This window comes from Colwellia sp. BRX10-1 (genome assembly GCF_014077545.1).
GTDB lineage: Bacteria > Pseudomonadota > Gammaproteobacteria > Enterobacterales > Alteromonadaceae > Colwellia_A.
The window spans coordinates 1-15,750 of the sequence record NZ_JACGWC010000035.1; the positions used below are offsets into that span (position 1 = coordinate 1).

Genomic DNA, 15,750 nt, shown 5'->3' on the forward strand with positions numbered 1-15,750 from the left:
GCGTATTTTTTCAGCGGCGTTAGCTTTGCTTAGCGCTTTTTTTGCTGCTGAGTCAGCTGCCTTTTTCTCTAGTAATTTTTTCTTTCTTTGTCGCTCAAGTGCTTTAATACGTTTTTCTTCTTTAGCACGTTTTACCCTAGCGGAAGCCACTTGTTGTTCCAAGTCTTTTAACTGTTGGGCATCATCAAGTTTTTTTTGCTTAATTTTATTAACTTGTGCTTCAATTTTACTTTTATCAACAATAGTTGCCTGAATAGTCTGTACTTGTACAACTTTGGGCGCCACTTTGGGTTCGCTGTCAAAATCGCCCATCAATAATACCGCAGCTAATACGATATGTAATAAGAAACTCAACGATAATGCGATAGCAAATTTTCGGCTCATTAATTATTTAGCTCCAGGGTCTGTCATTAAACCAACCGATGGAACACCTGCTTTTTGTTGTAATAACACCATTAGTTGTATCACAGCATCATAAGAAACAGCACCATCACCGTTAACAACGACTGGCGTGTCAGGTTCAACTTTTAAATGGGCAGCAACCAGTGTTGCCACTTGTTCAGCTGACATGGGTTCATTCTTACTGGTACCGACCGCTAAATAATAATTACCTTCGGCATCAACGGAAGCGACTAAAGGGGGTTTTGACTCTTTATCAAGCGCTTCAGCATCGGCCTTAGGAAGGTTAACTTTCACACCTTGAGTGATCAATGGTGCGGTAACCATAAAAATAATCAATAACACCAACATAACATCAATGTAAGGAACAACATTGATTTCAGCAACTTTACGGCGTCTTACTCTTTTATACATAAGATATTACTCCGTTTATGCTGATGGTTCACTGGTACTTTGACGTTGTAAAATACTGGAAAATTCTTCCATAAAATTACCGTAGCCATTTTCTAATTTTTCAACATGGTGGCTAAAACGATTAAAAGCGATCACTGCTGGAATTGCAGCAAATAAGCCCATTGCCGTGGCAATTAATGCTTCAGCAATACCCGGAGCAACCATAGCAAGTGTTGCTTGCTCAACAGCGCCAAGTGCAATAAACGAATTCATAATCCCCCAAACAGTACCAAACAAACCTATGTACGGACTAATAGAACCCACGGTCGCCATAAATGGCAAGTGTGTTTCAAGATGGTCAACTTCACGTGAAAGTGCAACGCGCATTGCTCGATGAGTTCCGTCAACAATCGCTTGTGGTGAATCCATATTGCTTTTTCGTAAACGGGCAAATTCTTTAAAGCCTGATACAAATAAACTTTCAATACCGGTGGCAGGACCTTTAGACGAAACTTCATTATAGAGTTTACTTAGGTCTGCTCCGCTCCAAAACTTATCTTCAAAGATTTTCATTTGTGCCTGTGCGTCGTTAAGTGCTTTTCGACGTTGAAATATCATCGCCCAACATGCAATAGAAAAACCTAGTAGAATTAACATTACACTTTTAACTAACAAACTGGCTTGAAGGAATAAATCAAATATAGAAATTTCAGCTGACACGTTTTAACGCTCCTAATATTTTTTCGGGAATAGCACAGGGTTTAGCAAGTGCTAAGTTAACACAAGCAATTTGGACAACAACAGCACAAATAAGCTTATTTTGCTGATCACTAATTTGTTGAGTAAAAACCAGACTGGCGCGTTTCAATTCGCTAATCCATGAGGTAACAATAAGTAAATCATCTAAGCTGGCTGAAGCTACATTATCCATTTCCACTCTTCTGACCACTAAACCAATGTTTTGTTCTAAAAAAGATGATTGATTAGCGTTTAATTCTCTCAACCACTCAGTACGTGCACGTTCACAAAACTTTAAATAGTTTGCATGATAAACAATACCGCCGGCATCCGTATCTTCATAATATATCCTAACTGGATAAACGTGTTTAATATCTGGCATGAGTTGTATGATGTAAAACGCTCAGTGCATCGTTATTTGTATTTTTATCGTTAAAAATAAAATTCGAGACACTCAATTATAATTTCTTCTATATTAATGATAATAACTTCTGACGACAAGCGTTTAGTGGTAATCGAATGTAACATTTTGAAAAATAGTTTCTAGTGGAGAATTACCAGTTTGTACCGTGCTGATTAAAGACACACCAAAAAAGTAACATTAGTTTTTCTAATGCGAAATATCTAATTTTTTTATCTTGTATAAATAGAACACTTACTCTAAAATCCGCTTGTTGTTCTAGCTAGCGTAATAATTATTCAAGTTTATCTTCACTGATATAACGGGGTAGTTGATAGCCAGACAATTTGAATAGATTTTATCTCTTCTCTCTGACATGTTTATTGGAACCCTATTTCCTCTTATCAACTTAATTTATAAGTTGGCCCACATAATTTATGTGGGCTTTTTTTTACCTAAAATTTGATATAACGATGTGGATTGGTTATTAAACCGGCTTATCTAAACCAAAATGCTGGTAAGCACGTTCAGTTGCTATACGCCCGCGCGGTGTTCTTTGCAGGAAACCTTGCTGAATAAGATAAGGTTCAATAACATCTTCAATTGTTTCACGCTCTTCGCCAATGGCTGCTGCGACATTATCAAGACCAACAGGACCGCCCATAAATTTATCAATAATCGCTTGCAATAATTTCCGGTCCATTAAATCAAAACCTTGATCATCAACCTCTAACATATTTAGTGCTTTAGCGGCCGTTGCTTGGCTAACAATGCCTTGCGTTTTCACATCAGCATAGTCACGGACTCGACGTAATAACCGATTAGCTATTCTTGGTGTGCCACGAGAGCGCTTGGCCACTTCAAATGCGCCTTCTTCATCAATAGGTAGCTTGAGAAAGTAGGCTGAACGTTTAACTATTTCAGTTAAATCTTTAGTGTTATAGAACTCAAGTCGTTGCACAATGCCAAAACGGTCTCTCAGTGGCGAGGTTAAGGCGCCGGCACGGGTCGTTGCACCAATCAAGGTAAATGCCGGTAAGTCTAATTTTATTGAACGAGCAGCGGGCCCTTCTCCAATCATGATATCTAGCTGATAATCTTCCATTGCGGGGTAAAGGATTTCTTCAACCACAGGACTTAGACGATGAATTTCGTCAATGAAGAGCACATCATTTTCTTCGAGGTTAGTCAGTAAAGCCGCTAAATCTCCGGCTTTTTCTAAGACAGGACCGGAAGTTGTGCGGATATTCACGCCCATCTCATTAGCAACAATATTGGCAAGTGTGGTTTTACCTAAACCAGGAGGACCAAATATCAATAAATGATCGAGTGGTTCATCGCGCTTCTTTGCTGCCGCGATAAAAATTTCCATTTGAATTTTGACATGATCTTGTCCAGTATAATCGGCTAGTAGTTTAGGACGAATAGCACGATCAATGGTTTCTTCTTCTGGCTGGGCAGTAGGTTCAATAAGACGATCAGCTTCTATCATTATTTTCTCTTGTGTCTTTGCTTATTTAAATACGGCTAAGTGAGTATTGTCAGGCCGATGTTAATATTAGCAGCCTGTTATTTACGTGTTAGCTTTATCTACATTTTATCAATGCAGTAGATATTAAAGCATTGACTTTAATGCGTCACGAATAAGATCTTCACTCGTTGATTCTGCTTTAAATACGTTTCGTATCGACTTTTCAGCTTGTTGCTGACTGTAGCCTAAAGAAACTAATGCGTTAATCGCATCACCTTTTGCATTAGTCACAAAAGTATTTTCATGATGAAGCTCAATCGGAAGTGTTCCCGATGCTAATGGCGATGCCGTATGAGTGACTTGCCAATCTTTTAAACGGTCGCGCATTTCAATAAGTAAACGTTCAGCTGTTTTTTTCCCAACGCCTGGTATTTTTACAATGCTGGTCAAGTCGTCATGAGCAACACAGCTAACAAATTGGTCTGCAGACATACTTGAAAGTATGGCAAGGCCTAATTTAGGGCCAACGCCATTAACTTTAATAACCAGTCTAAATAATCTACGTTCGATTTTATTAGCAAAGCCATATAATAATTGCGCATCTTCACGGACCACAAAGTGCGTATAAATAATCGCTTGTTCGTTTAATTCAGGTAAGGCATAAATACTGGTCATTGGCATAGTAACTTCGTAGCCAATTCCCCCGCACTCAATTAAGACTTCTGGTGCTAATTTTTCTAATAATGTTCCACGTAAACGACCAATCACAGCTAAAACCTTCTCTACATTAACTTTTGGCAACCATACCACTATATATTTATACAGTAAAGTCGCTTGCGTGGTTTATCGTAATCGTCCACGGACGATTTTACTAACCTGCCCCGCCATTTTTGCAAGAGTATCATGGCTATGCGCATGACAAAGCGCAATAGCGAGTGCATCGGCAGCATCCGCTTGCGGCATAGCAGGCAGTTTTAAAATAGATTTCACCATGTGTTGTACTTGGCTTTTATCGGCGGCGCCCGTACCAACAACCGATTGTTTTATCTGTCTGGCTGAGTATTCTGCAACCGGTAAGCCTTTATTGGTTGCCGCAACAATAGCAGCTCCTCGCGCTTGCCCCAACTTCAACGCGCCACCAGGATTAACGCCCATGAAAACTTGTTCTATAGCAAAAAGTTCGGGAGAAAATTGCAGGATCAACTCAGAAACACCAGCAAAAATAGTTTGTAGACGCAGGCTAAAGTCATCTTCCTCTTTATTGCCCGCATATGCTTTTATACAGCCACTGCCCAAATATGAGATTTTGCGACCTTCTTTTTTTATAACACCGTAACCGGTAATACGTGAGCCAGGATCGATACCTAGGATTATGGTCAAATTGAGTTCTCTTATTTAATAGTATTTTTAACGAAAGCAGGAATGGCTTAAAAGAGTATCGAGATTATGCGTTGAAGTCAGTTAAATGGCAATGTCGTCGTTCATTTTGACAATGAACGTTATGCAGATAAGAACTGTTATTCAGATACTGAAATGAATTCAGCATGACGACAGGAGCCCTAGTACATCCTCAGCTCGTGCATCTATGCTTCGCTCTACCTTCTGCATAAATGCGGTCGTGACCATTCGTCGTTCGTTGCAATCCATGGCGCCACAACATTGCCTAGAGGGCTCAGGGTCTATGATTTACCAGAACAAAAATGACCTGTACAAAGCAATAATACAGTGAAGGCATGGTTGCCTAAGAACTGTTATGACCGTACATTCTATAGATAAAAAAAGCAGCTAATTAGCTGCTTTTTATCGAACGCTGATTATTTATAAACTATTCAGCTAAAGGTTCTTCTTTCTTTTCAGCTTTAGGTAAACAAGCGATGCCCAGTTCAACAAGCTGTGCTGGATTTGCTTTACCCGGTGCATTGGTTAATGGACAAGCCGCTGTGGTTGTTTTTGGAAAAGCCATAACATCACGAATTGATGATGCGCCAGTCATTAACATTACTAGGCGGTCTAAACCAAACGCTAAGCCAGCGTGTGGTGGAGCACCATACTGAAGTGCTTCAAGTAAAAAGCCAAATTTTTCTTGCGCTTCTTCGTCACTAATACCCAAAATTCTAAAAACTGCAGCTTGCATATCTTGGTTATGAATACGTACCGAACCGCCGCCTAATTCACAGCCATTTAACACCATATCGTAAGCATCAGAAAGCGCGCCAACAGGGTTAGCTTCTAATGCTTCAGCCGTTAAATTAATAGGTGCGGTAAACGGGTGATGAATTGCATGCATGCCGCCATCAGCTTCTTCAAACATTGGGAAGTCAACAACCCACAATGGTTTCCAATCACCTTGTAATAATTCTAAATCTTCGCCTAGTTTAAGACGCAATGCACCAAGTGATTCAGTAACAACATTGTACTTGTCGGCGCCAAAGAAAATAATATCGCCTGTTTTAGCATTAGTACGTGTTAATAACGCTTTTACCGCTTCTTCATTTAAGAACTTCAAGACCGGCGATTGTATGCCGTCAATACCAGTACTTAAGGCTGCGTCAACATCATTAACTTTTAACCAAGGCATGCCTTTAGCACCATAAATGCCAACATACTTAGTCAGTTCGTCAAGACCTTTGCGTGAGAATTTTGCAGCACCACCCGGAACACAAATTACCGATACACGGCCTTTTTCGTCGTTTGCGGGTCCAGAGAAAACTTTAAACTCTACATCTTTAACAATATCAGCAACATCCACTAATTCTAGTGGATTACGTAAATCAGGTTTATCTGAACCAAAACGTGTCATTGCCTCTAAATAAGTCATACGAGGGAATGTGCCTAAATCAACATTCATCAAATCTTTAAATAATTTAACGATCATCGTTTCAGCAACATTCATCACTTGCTCGCTGCTCATGAATGACGTTTCAATATCTATTTGAGTAAATTCAGGCTGACGGTCAGCGCGTAAATCTTCGTCACGAAAACATTTAACAATTTGATAGTAACGTTCCATACCCGACATCATTAACAATTGTTTAAACAACTGAGGTGACTGCGGTAAAGCAAAGAACTGACCTTTATGTGTGCGACTTGGTACTAAATAGTCACGTGCACCTTCAGGTGTTGCCGCAGTTAAGATAGGTGTTTCAATATCTAAAAAGCCCTGCCCTTCTAAGGACGTTCGCACTGCCGATGTTACTTTTGCACGAAAGCGCATACGTTCTGTCATCTCGCTACGACGTAAATCTAAATAGCGATATTTTAAACGTTGTTCTTCTGAATTATTTTGGTTGGAATCAAGTGGTAATGGTGCAGACTTATTTAAAATAGTCAGCTCTAACCCTAAAATTTCAATAGCACCGGTTTTCATGTCTTTATTAATTTGACCTTCAGGTCGGGCACGCACCTTGCCTTTAATTTGAACACAAAATTCATTACGTAAGGTATTCGCTTTCGCTATAACTTCAGGTAAATCTGGATCATAAACGACTTGTACCATACCTTCACGATCACGTAGATCTAAAAAGATCACCGCACCTAAGTCTCGACGACGGTTAACCCAGCCGCATAAAGTAATTTCTTTGCCAATGTGAGATTCGTTCACATCACCACAATAAAGATCGCGCATGTCTGTTGTCCTGATAATACTAACTAGCTCATGCAAAGTATTAGCATGGCAATCGTTAGGATGGAAAATTGCCGACATTATAAAGGAATATGACGACAAAAAAAGCATTAAGGGGAATAGTGACCGTAAAATGATTAAAAAATATTTTACGGATGATAAAATAGTTTGGTTTTATTTATTTAGCTGCGTATGTCTCTGAGTTAAAGACATAATGATTTTTTCCATTTGCCTTAACCCTATACATTAACGTATCAGCAATTTTTAGCAGGTCATTATCTGTCACGCCATCATCGGGATACATAGCAATACCAATACTACAACCAATATTAACCCGTTCCACCGACAATTCAAAAGGCTGCTGCATCAGCTTTAATACTTTGTCGGCAATATAAGCGGCTTCACTTTTTTGATGCAAACCTGTTAGCAGTAGAACAAATTCATCACCACCGAAACGAACAACTGTATCTGACTGTCGAACACAACTTTTTAGTTTATTAGCCACTTTGACTAACAGTTCATCGCCAACATCATGGCCATGGGTATCATTGATAGTTTTAAAACCATCAAGATCGAGAAATAAAACGGCCATTTGTAATTGTTGGCGCTGATGGAAGCTAATGGCAGTATTGATCCGGTCTTTTAGCAATACTCGGTTGGCTAACCCGGTTAATTCATCATGGGTCGCCATATGTTTCATTTTTTCTTCAAGCAATTTACGCGTTTTTATTTCACCATATAAGCGCCTATTCCACATTATTATCGCAATAATAATAATGAGAATAAGTACACCAATTTGTGCTGAGACTCGCATGACAACATCTTTATTAAACCCTGTTTCTATATTCACTCCAAACCAGCGGTCATAAATTTTCTGTTTTTCATTCTCAGAAATAGTCAATAAGGTTTTGTTTATGATTTGTTGTAATTCAAGCCAATCGGGTCTAATGGCAAAGTGACTGCTGTCCCTTTGCAATTCTTCCAACACTGACATATCTAAAACACTGAGACTTTCTCGTTTCATTAATTCAGAAGCCGACGCTATATTAGAAATAAAACCGTCAACCTTACCTTGCTGAACGGCAAGTAGACCCTCATTGTGAGTATCAACGAGTTTTAACGATATTAATGGGTGTTCTTTTCTAATAGCAGACGATAGATAGTAGCCTTTAATAACGGCTAATGTTTTACCATGAAAACTGTTAAGTGTCAGTTGAGAGCCCAATTGACGTTGGTGTAAAATGACCCAAGGCATACTCCAATAAGGTTGAGTAAATAGAACCTGTTTCTTTCGCTCTTGCGTCACAGAAATACTGGCAAGCATATCAATTTTTTCCTCGACTAATCCTTGATATAAGTCATTCCAGCTATCAAAAAATGTAAATTCAAACGCTAAAGCAGAGCGATCTGATATCAACTTAAGTACATCGGGGTTGATACCTGTTACTTGGCCTTTTGCATTAACAAATTCCATTGGCATCCAGTTTTTAACCAGTCCAACATTTACTTTTTGATTTTGTTCTAGCCATAATTGTTCAGACTGAGATAAGCTCACTTTTTCAGCAGAGCGAACAAAATAGCCGTTATTTTTATCGATAAGCCAATTTCTCTCGAGTCTAATAAGTTGCTCAATAGGAATATTGTTAAAGCCTTCGTTAATCAATTCAACCAATTTATCATTACCCTTTTTTACTAAGGAATAAACTGGTGTTGGGAAAGTAACATTTTTTAATTGATAAAATGAAGATTGTAAATTGCTTTCTATTAAACGGGCATTTAGGTATTCTTGAGCACTGACCATAGCATCAACATTGCCTAATTCAGCCTGATGAAGAAGTTCATTAGCTGTCTGGTAAACCTGAACTTTTAGATTAGGGTACCTCTTAGTTAAGGTGTTTTCATAAGTAGTCCCCGCTAAAATACCTATTCTTTTACCTTGTAAGTCTTTCAATGAATAAACATTATCAATTCGGGTAGAAACAAACACGCCAGCATCAACACCATAAATTTGTGAAGCGATCTGTAATTTATTATTAAAATTTTCGGCTGAATAACCAATATGTATATCGACATCACCGCCTTGTAACATCGCTAATTCTTGTGATGGAGATTGAGCAATAAATTCAATTTCAATGCCACTTTCTTTCGCCCATAAACGCCATAAATCAATAAATAAACCTTGCGGTTGCCCCGTAGGAGACACCGCCATATAAGGCGGTGCTTGTGTTAGGAAGCTTAATAACAATGTTTTACTACTTTTCTCTCGTCCTAACCATTTTTTTTCTATTAGCGATTTTTCGGCAACCGTAATTTTATCAAAACCTTCAACGATAAAGTCTTTTAACAACGTATTCTCTATTGATGTGGCGGCTACATATTCACCTTGATAGAAACTAATTCTTTTGTAAGGTGGGTATTGTTTATTTAATTCAAAATACTCACTAAAAAGTTTAGAAGGTTTTTCAACGTCCGTATAAACCATTATTTCGTTAGCTAATGCCGCTTGATATAAGACATGGCGATTTTCGTATAAACGTAATTTAAGGTGTGGATATTTTTCTAAAATGATTGCGGCATGACTTGACCCGCGAACCGAACCAATAATGTAAGGTGACAATTGGCTAATTTCAGTTAAATTAGTAAAATCTCTATGGGTATAAAAATAGAAATCGTGATAGAAAAATGACGGTGTAAGCAATAATTCTTTACTGCGCTCTACTGTTTTAGTCATTCCGCCATGAATGTCAACTTCACCTGATTGAACCTGTGATAATGTTGATAACCAGTCCGTGGTAATAAATTCAATTTTAACACCTTGTCGCTCTGCCCATAGCTTCCAAAGATCGGGCATTAAGCCATCCGCCTGTCCTTTGTCATTGAGGAACATATAAGGATAGCTGGTTTTGTTTATCGCTATTGTGAGTGGCTTTGCTGAGATTTCAAAACGTTCATTGTTTGCTTGCACTGTTATAGCAAAACACATCACCAGTAAGATTAGACAACGAACAAAATAATTGAGTTGCAACAGCAATTCCTTAATGGTTAAAGTGGATGAAATAACAACGATTATAGACCTTATTCGTCATAAGTTGCAGGGTAAATTTTAGCTTTAACTACTAAAAAGTACGCAATACTACCCTATGACAATAAATTTGGGTTAAAATAACGCAAAATTGATATTTAAATACCAAGACAAGTTCAGCCTAATGAAACCATCAGAACCCGATTTAATTTTTTCAAAAAAACAAAGCCAAATTAAAGATTTTACTTTTGACGCACATGTTGTCGAAGTTTTTCCTGATATGATTTCCCGCTCTGTACCTGGTTATAATACCATTATTGATACCATTGGCCGCTTAAGTCAGCGTTTTGTCACTGACAATAGTCATGTGTATGACCTAGGATGCTCACTCGGCGCCGCAACGATAGCCATGCGTAAAGCGATCACCGCGAAAAACTGTAAAATTATAGGTGTTGATAATTCTTCTGCCATGGTTGAGCGCTGTAAAATGCATGTTAGTGCATTCAAAGGTGCTACACCGGTAGAAATTATTGAAGGGAATATTTTAGATATTGAGATTGAAAACGCTTCAATGGTAGTACTTAATTTCACCTTACAGTTTATTGAGCCAGAAATACGCTCGACATTAATAGATAAAATAGCCAAGGGCTTAAAACCTGGTGGCTTATTGTTATTATCAGAAAAAATATCAGCTGATGATAAGATCTGTAATGAACTACTTGTCGATTTGCATCTCGACTTTAAACGCGCCAACGGTTATAGCGAACTAGAAATAGCCCAAAAACGTACCGCTATTGAAAAAGTTATGCGCATTGATAGCTTACCCGAACATATTGCACGCTTAGAAAATGCTGGTTTCAACCATCAAACGCCTTGGTTCCAATGTTTTAACTTTTTTTCACTCATCGCCATTAAGTAACTTTATTCATGTCATTCAATAAATTTTATCAAGAAATAGCTCAAAACCGCCTAAGCCATTGGTTAAACACTCTTCCTGCGCAACTTAGCCAATGGAAAAAAGAACAATTGCATGGCGAGTTTGCCCATTGGCAAAAAACCTTAACCGCTTTACCAAAGACGACACCATCAGTCGTTAATATCAGTGACGGTGTTACAGTCGGTAAAAAAGAAGATATTACTGAAGGTGAATATAAGCGTTTAGAAAATTTACTGAAAAAATTTAAACCCTGGCGTAAAGGCCCTTACCATATCCATGGTTTGCATATAGACACTGAATGGCGCTCCGATTTCAAATGGGATCGTTTAAAAGAGCATATTAGCCCACTTAACAATAAATACGTTTTAGATATTGGTTGTGGCAGTGGCTATCACTTATGGCGTATGCGCGGTGATGGAGCTAAATTTGTTGTTGGCATAGACCCAACACAATTATTTTTTACACAATTTAATGCTATTCAGCACTTTGTTAATGACCCTAAAGTCAACTTATTGCCGTTAGGTGTAGAACAATTACCTGAGCTTAATGCCTTTGATACCGTATTTGCCATGGGTGTTTTATACCATCGCCGTTCTCCTATTGATTTTCTTTACCAATTAAAAGCACAGTTAGTAAAGGGTGGCGAGTTAGTGCTAGAAACTTTAGTGGTTGATGGTGATGAACATACCGTTTTAGTGCCTGGCGAACGCTATGCTAAAATGCGTAATGTCTGGTTTTTACCTAGTTGTGATGCGATGTGTGCATGGCTTTCGCGATGTGGATTTAAAAATATACGGGTGGTCAATACCGATATCACTGCACTTGATGAACAACGAAAAACTGACTGGATAGATACTGAGTCACTGGCTGATTTCCTTGACCCTGACGATAACAGTAAAACAATAGAAGGTTACCCCGCGCCAAAACGTGCTATTTTTATTGCTAATACTTAAGTTGTCGAGATAAGTAGTCTGTTAATTATCTGCAGAGTATATTTAGGTAGTGACTTTTATTATTTAAGTATGTGATTATGATAGGTAAAAAATTTAACACAATTAAGATAAAAGGGTGTCTATGAACGAACTTTGGTCGCAGCGAAAACTAGCTAGTGTTGCAAAACGTCTAAATGATCACCGTAGCCCTTTTCAGCGTGATCGTGCGCGTATACTCCATTCTGCTGCTTTTCGTCGCTTACAGTCTAAAACCCAAGTGATGGGCAGTGGACAAAGTGATTTCTATCGAACACGTCTTACCCATTCATTAGAGGCAGCGCAAATTGGCTCAGGAATTAGTGCCCAATTAAGAAACAAGCATGCACAATTATCTGCTGAGCTTTTTCCTGATGATGAGAACTTAATTGAATCTATTTGTTTAGCCCACGATATTGGTCACCCTCCATTTGGGCACGGTGGTGAGGTTGCTCTTAATTATATGATGCGTAACCATGGCGGCTTTGAAGGCAATGGGCAAACTTTTCGCATTGTTTCACACTTAGAGCCCTTTAGTGAGTTTTATGGGATGAATTTATCTCGCCGAACATTATTAGGCTTAATAAAATACCCACAACTATTAACCGAGTTAACACAATTACCTTTACCTGTTGCTCCGCACAGTTTTAGACAATTAAAAGCGGCTGACTGGCATCCTGCCAAAGGCTTATATAATGATGACACTGAAATGTTTGATTGGGTTTTATCGCCATTATCTGCTGATGATCGCGCTCTTTTTCAATCAATAAAAAAAACCAAAAACAAACATAACAAAACAATATTTAAATCACTCGATTGTTCAATTATGGAGCTCGCTGACGATATAGCTTACGGTATTCATGACCTAGAAGACGCAATAGTTACAGGTGTAGTCAGCCAGCAAGATTTTGAACAAGAAGTTATCACTAAACTTAAAGCAATCGATGAACCTTGGTTGAAAGATTATTGTCAACGTTTAACAGCAAAGCTTTTTAATGAACAACACTACATTCAAAAAGAAGCGATTGGCGGCTTAGTCAATTATTTAATTACCGAAATATATTTAGCTGATTTAAATGAAAACTCGACAATAAGCTTTACTGAACCCTTATTACGTTACAACGCTAAGCTACCAGTTAATGCCGCGAAGGCACTACAGATATTCAAAGACTTTGTCTTCTCATTTGTTATTAAACAAACCAGTATTCAACAACTCGAATATCGTGGGCAACAAATAGTAATGGAGTTATTTGAAGCACTGGCCAGTGATCCCACTCGATTATTGCCTAAACATACCAAGCGGCGTTGGCTTTATGCAAAAACGCATAACTTGAACGAACATCGAGTAATTGCTGATTATGTCTCAGGGATGACGGATGACTATGCTACTCATCTTTATCAGCGACTGTTCCTGCCCAGTGGTTCATTCCCACTAAGTGAGCGCTAACTCTAAGCAAAAAAATGAAGCTAGATATTGACTCGGCTTCATTGTTTACTGTGCGCGCTAAAAGTAAAACGGTCGATACTGATAAAAATTAGCGTAATAGATAAAGCTTAATTCAACCTTGCTGATAGAGTGAACAAACAGCACCTGCGGGATCTTTAATCACCACATGCTTATCTTTACCTACCTGCTTTATTTCAGTGAGCAATTCGCCGCCAAGCTCGATAACATTTGCAACGGCAGCGTGAATATCTTTAACTAAAAAATAAGGTAACCATGTCGCAGGCATACTAGCATTCACTCCTTTAGCATGACAAATACCACTGATCGCTTCACCGCTATCAGGACTCTTCATGACATAATCGTTATGATCGCCCATCGCCACGTTTTCAACTTGCCAACCAATAACGCGCTGGTAAAAATCTTTCACCTCAGTGGCATTGTCTACCGTTAAATCTAACCAAGCCATTTCACCTATTTTGTCACTCATTTTATTTCTCCACTGATTCAATTATTTTTGGGTTTCTTGGATAATACTTTTCAGGCAAGGTGCTTATATGTTCAAAATATCGGGTATCTTTATAGGGTAACTTCATAAAGCCTGATATTCCCTGACCTTGAATTGTTGGTAATAGCGTAATAATTTCAGCTAAACACTCGGCAAATTCTTGCTTTTTTTCATGGTTAAGTAACATTAAATAACTATGAATTTTTAAGTGAGTGGGCAAGACTTCAAAAATAATGCAGCCAGTATGATGAATTAGATTTAAACGTCCTAATACAGCCATTATCTCATCGGGTAGATAGAGGTATTCATCGGGGTCTTTACCGTCTTCAAAGTATGAATGCAAACGTGTAATATCATCTACCTCAGCAACATCACTGATCTCAAATGAAAACTCCTGTCCCAACTCAGCAATGAAGTCGTGCTCACTACTTTGTCTTTCGACATGCAAAGTATTTCTGGCATTAAATAAACAACTCTTAAACATACCAACGCGGTGAATACCTTGAGCGAGATGCACCATATTATTGACAGCACTTTGAAAAGAAGCATTAAGATTAGGGTCAAACAAGGTTAAATTAGAATCAATATAAACACCATCGGCCTGCCAACGTATCGCTAAACCACCAACCACAGGAAAATTACCTAGCCGGCCAACTGCGGCAATAAATGCTTTTTCGGTATCGCCCATGCCCATCAAAAAGTTTTTGTAATATTTTTCTAGTTGCGCATCATCAATCTCGTTTAACTCATCACTCTCGGTAGACTCTCTTAAAAAAGATTTTCTCGAACCGTAAACCACAGTATCAAAAATTTTGTCTGTTTTAGATTTTAACCAAACAGGAATAAGTAATTTAGCATCGAAAGCCGTATGCTTTTTGGCCATGACCATGCGTTTTAAATAAGGTAACTGTTTAAAAAAGTAATCACCGGCGCTATTACGTGTTTTTAGATCGTCGCTGAGCATAGCATCAATAATTTTCGCCAGTAACTTTGGTAAACCCAATGAAAGCGGAGAAATAACCTGATGACCATATCGACACGATTGACCTGACGCAATCGCATAAATAGTTGCCGCTAACCCCTGCTCATCAAAGCGTGGCGAAGACATTGCGCCACTTATTTGGTCTTGACCAATAAAGTAAACATCACCTAAACGCGCATTAGTATTTTGCAAATCGCTACTCATTAAGTCCATGACACTATTCGCGGTATTTTGCCCAGTAGCATCTAGCTGCGCAACAACAGCAGAGCCCCAGTCGACTAAGTAAACCTTGCCCGTTTTTTCATTAAAAACAACATTCGAGGGTTTAATATCCCCATGAACATAGGGTTTCCCTTTGCTGTGTTTTTTAGGGTTGCGTAAATAAAGCAAAATTTCAGCGAGTTGAATCGCGATATTAACGACAAGTTCAGGCGCTAACGGCCCATGCTGTTGAGAATATTTTTCTAAATCGATGCCCGGCGCTCGTTCCATATGCACGATAGATTGGCGCTTAATTTTGTAATATTTAACAACTTTAGGGATGCGTCGATGCGATAGCTCTCCTTGAATTTCAGCTTCTTCTGCTAGTCTGTCTTGTACGTGTTGCGGTAAATTCATTCGTGAAAATTTGAAAACAAAGGCATTCCCTAAGTCATCATCACCATTAAACACAAACCCATAGGCGCCCTTTCCCAATAAGGCGATATTTTTATAGCCCAGTAAACTTAATTGCTGCTGACATAATTCAACCCAAACTTTTAATTTAGTAGCGTCTTTAGTGTTTAATAAGTAAACCGATTGCTCTTCGGCAATATAAAAATGTTGCAGTTTATTTTCGTGCACGTGATTTCCTAACAATGCTTGCT

The 15,750-nt window shown here is 38.5% G+C and carries 14 protein-coding genes; 3 read left to right on the forward strand and 11 right to left on the reverse strand.

Annotated elements, in window-relative coordinates; genetic code table 11:
- The 9 genes from tolA to H4J75_RS18160 form a co-directional block, all read right to left on the reverse strand.
- Nucleotides 1–384, reverse strand: a 384-nt coding sequence (gene tolA / locus H4J75_RS18120; protein WP_182222884.1) for a cell envelope integrity protein TolA, incomplete at its 3' end; no start/stop codon positions are given.
- A 3-nt stretch (nt 385–387) separates the two neighbouring features.
- Entirely contained in the window at nt 388–813 is a 426-nt protein-coding gene (tolR, locus tag H4J75_RS18125) for a protein TolR (protein ID WP_182222885.1), read from the reverse strand.
- 15 nt (nt 814–828) lie between these two features.
- On the reverse strand, nt 829–1,512 hold the full coding sequence (tolQ, locus tag H4J75_RS18130; RefSeq protein WP_070376296.1) for a protein TolQ: 684 nt from the start codon (nt 1,510–1,512) through the stop codon (nt 829–831).
- Nucleotides 1,502–1,912 carry a tol-pal system-associated acyl-CoA thioesterase gene (gene ybgC / locus H4J75_RS18135; protein ID WP_182217695.1) on the reverse strand — a complete coding sequence of 137 codons (411 nt, stop codon included), beginning with the start codon at nt 1,910–1,912 and terminating at the stop codon, nt 1,502–1,504. The genes tolQ and ybgC overlap by 11 nt, the downstream gene beginning before the upstream one ends.
- 505 nt (nt 1,913–2,417) lie before the next feature.
- Nucleotides 2,418–3,422, reverse strand: a complete 1,005-nt coding sequence (gene ruvB, locus H4J75_RS18140; protein WP_146798954.1) for a Holliday junction branch migration DNA helicase RuvB — start codon at nt 3,420–3,422, stop codon at nt 2,418–2,420.
- A 123-nt stretch (nt 3,423–3,545) separates the two neighbouring features.
- Complete coding sequence (ruvA, locus tag H4J75_RS18145) at nt 3,546–4,169, reverse strand: Holliday junction branch migration protein RuvA (RefSeq protein WP_070377216.1); 624 nt, start codon at nt 4,167–4,169, stop codon at nt 3,546–3,548.
- A gap of 75 nt (nt 4,170–4,244) precedes the next feature.
- Nucleotides 4,245–4,781, reverse strand: a complete 537-nt coding sequence (ruvC, locus tag H4J75_RS18150) for a crossover junction endodeoxyribonuclease RuvC (RefSeq protein ID WP_146798953.1) — start codon at nt 4,779–4,781, stop codon at nt 4,245–4,247.
- Between the two features lie 445 nt (nt 4,782–5,226).
- A complete protein-coding gene (gene aspS, locus H4J75_RS18155; protein WP_182171721.1) occupies nt 5,227–7,026 on the reverse strand; it encodes an aspartate--tRNA ligase in 1,800 nt (599 codons plus the stop codon).
- A 175-nt stretch (nt 7,027–7,201) separates the two neighbouring features.
- Nucleotides 7,202–10,048: a transporter substrate-binding domain-containing protein gene (locus H4J75_RS18160; protein ID WP_182217697.1), complete on the reverse strand. Its 2,847-nt coding sequence runs from the start codon at nt 10,046–10,048 to the stop codon at nt 7,202–7,204.
- A 181-nt stretch (nt 10,049–10,229) separates the two neighbouring features.
- On the opposite strand from H4J75_RS18160, the gene cmoA reads away from it, so the two are divergent.
- From cmoA to H4J75_RS18175, 3 genes are all read left to right on the forward strand, one after another.
- Entirely contained in the window at nt 10,230–10,964 is a 735-nt protein-coding gene (gene cmoA / locus H4J75_RS18165) for a carboxy-S-adenosyl-L-methionine synthase CmoA (RefSeq protein ID WP_182171727.1), read from the forward strand.
- 8 nt (nt 10,965–10,972) lie between these two features.
- Nucleotides 10,973–11,935: a tRNA 5-methoxyuridine(34)/uridine 5-oxyacetic acid(34) synthase CmoB gene (gene cmoB / locus H4J75_RS18170; protein ID WP_182217699.1), complete on the forward strand. Its 963-nt coding sequence runs from the start codon at nt 10,973–10,975 to the stop codon at nt 11,933–11,935.
- Nucleotides 11,936–12,056: 121 nt separating this feature from the next.
- Nucleotides 12,057–13,397, forward strand: a complete 1,341-nt coding sequence (locus H4J75_RS18175) for an anti-phage deoxyguanosine triphosphatase (RefSeq protein ID WP_182217701.1) — start codon at nt 12,057–12,059, stop codon at nt 13,395–13,397.
- Between the two features lie 112 nt (nt 13,398–13,509).
- Here H4J75_RS18175 and H4J75_RS18180 read toward each other — a convergent pair whose 3' ends face one another.
- Both H4J75_RS18180 and H4J75_RS18185 read right to left on the reverse strand, forming a co-directional pair.
- Entirely contained in the window at nt 13,510–13,884 is a 375-nt protein-coding gene (locus tag H4J75_RS18180) for a VOC family protein (RefSeq protein WP_182217703.1), read from the reverse strand.
- Between the two features lies 1 nt (nt 13,885).
- Entirely contained in the window at nt 13,886–15,727 is a 1,842-nt protein-coding gene (locus H4J75_RS18185; protein ID WP_182217705.1) for a protein kinase domain-containing protein, read from the reverse strand.
- Nucleotides 15,728–15,750 lie beyond the last annotated feature (23 nt).

What these genes read in the sequence shown, in the direction of transcription:
- tolR (WP_182222885.1), bottom strand. Translation starts at nt 813, where the DNA reads ATGTATAAAAGAGTAAGACGCCGTAAAGTTGCTGAAATCAATGTTGTT.
- ybgC (WP_182217695.1), bottom strand. Translation starts at nt 1,912, where the DNA reads ATGCCAGATATTAAACACGTTTATCCAGTTAGGATATATTATGAAGAT.
- aspS (WP_182171721.1), bottom strand. Translation starts at nt 7,026, where the DNA reads ATGCGCGATCTTTATTGTGGTGATGTGAACGAATCTCACATTGGCAAA.
- ruvB (WP_146798954.1), bottom strand. Translation starts at nt 3,422, where the DNA reads ATGATAGAAGCTGATCGTCTTATTGAACCTACTGCCCAGCCAGAAGAA.
- cmoA (WP_182171727.1), top strand. Translation starts at nt 10,230, where the DNA reads ATGAAACCATCAGAACCCGATTTAATTTTTTCAAAAAAACAAAGCCAA.
- cmoB (WP_182217699.1), top strand. Translation starts at nt 10,973, where the DNA reads ATGTCATTCAATAAATTTTATCAAGAAATAGCTCAAAACCGCCTAAGC.
- H4J75_RS18175 (WP_182217701.1), top strand. Translation starts at nt 12,057, where the DNA reads ATGAACGAACTTTGGTCGCAGCGAAAACTAGCTAGTGTTGCAAAACGT.
- H4J75_RS18180 (WP_182217703.1), bottom strand. Translation starts at nt 13,884, where the DNA reads ATGAGTGACAAAATAGGTGAAATGGCTTGGTTAGATTTAACGGTAGAC.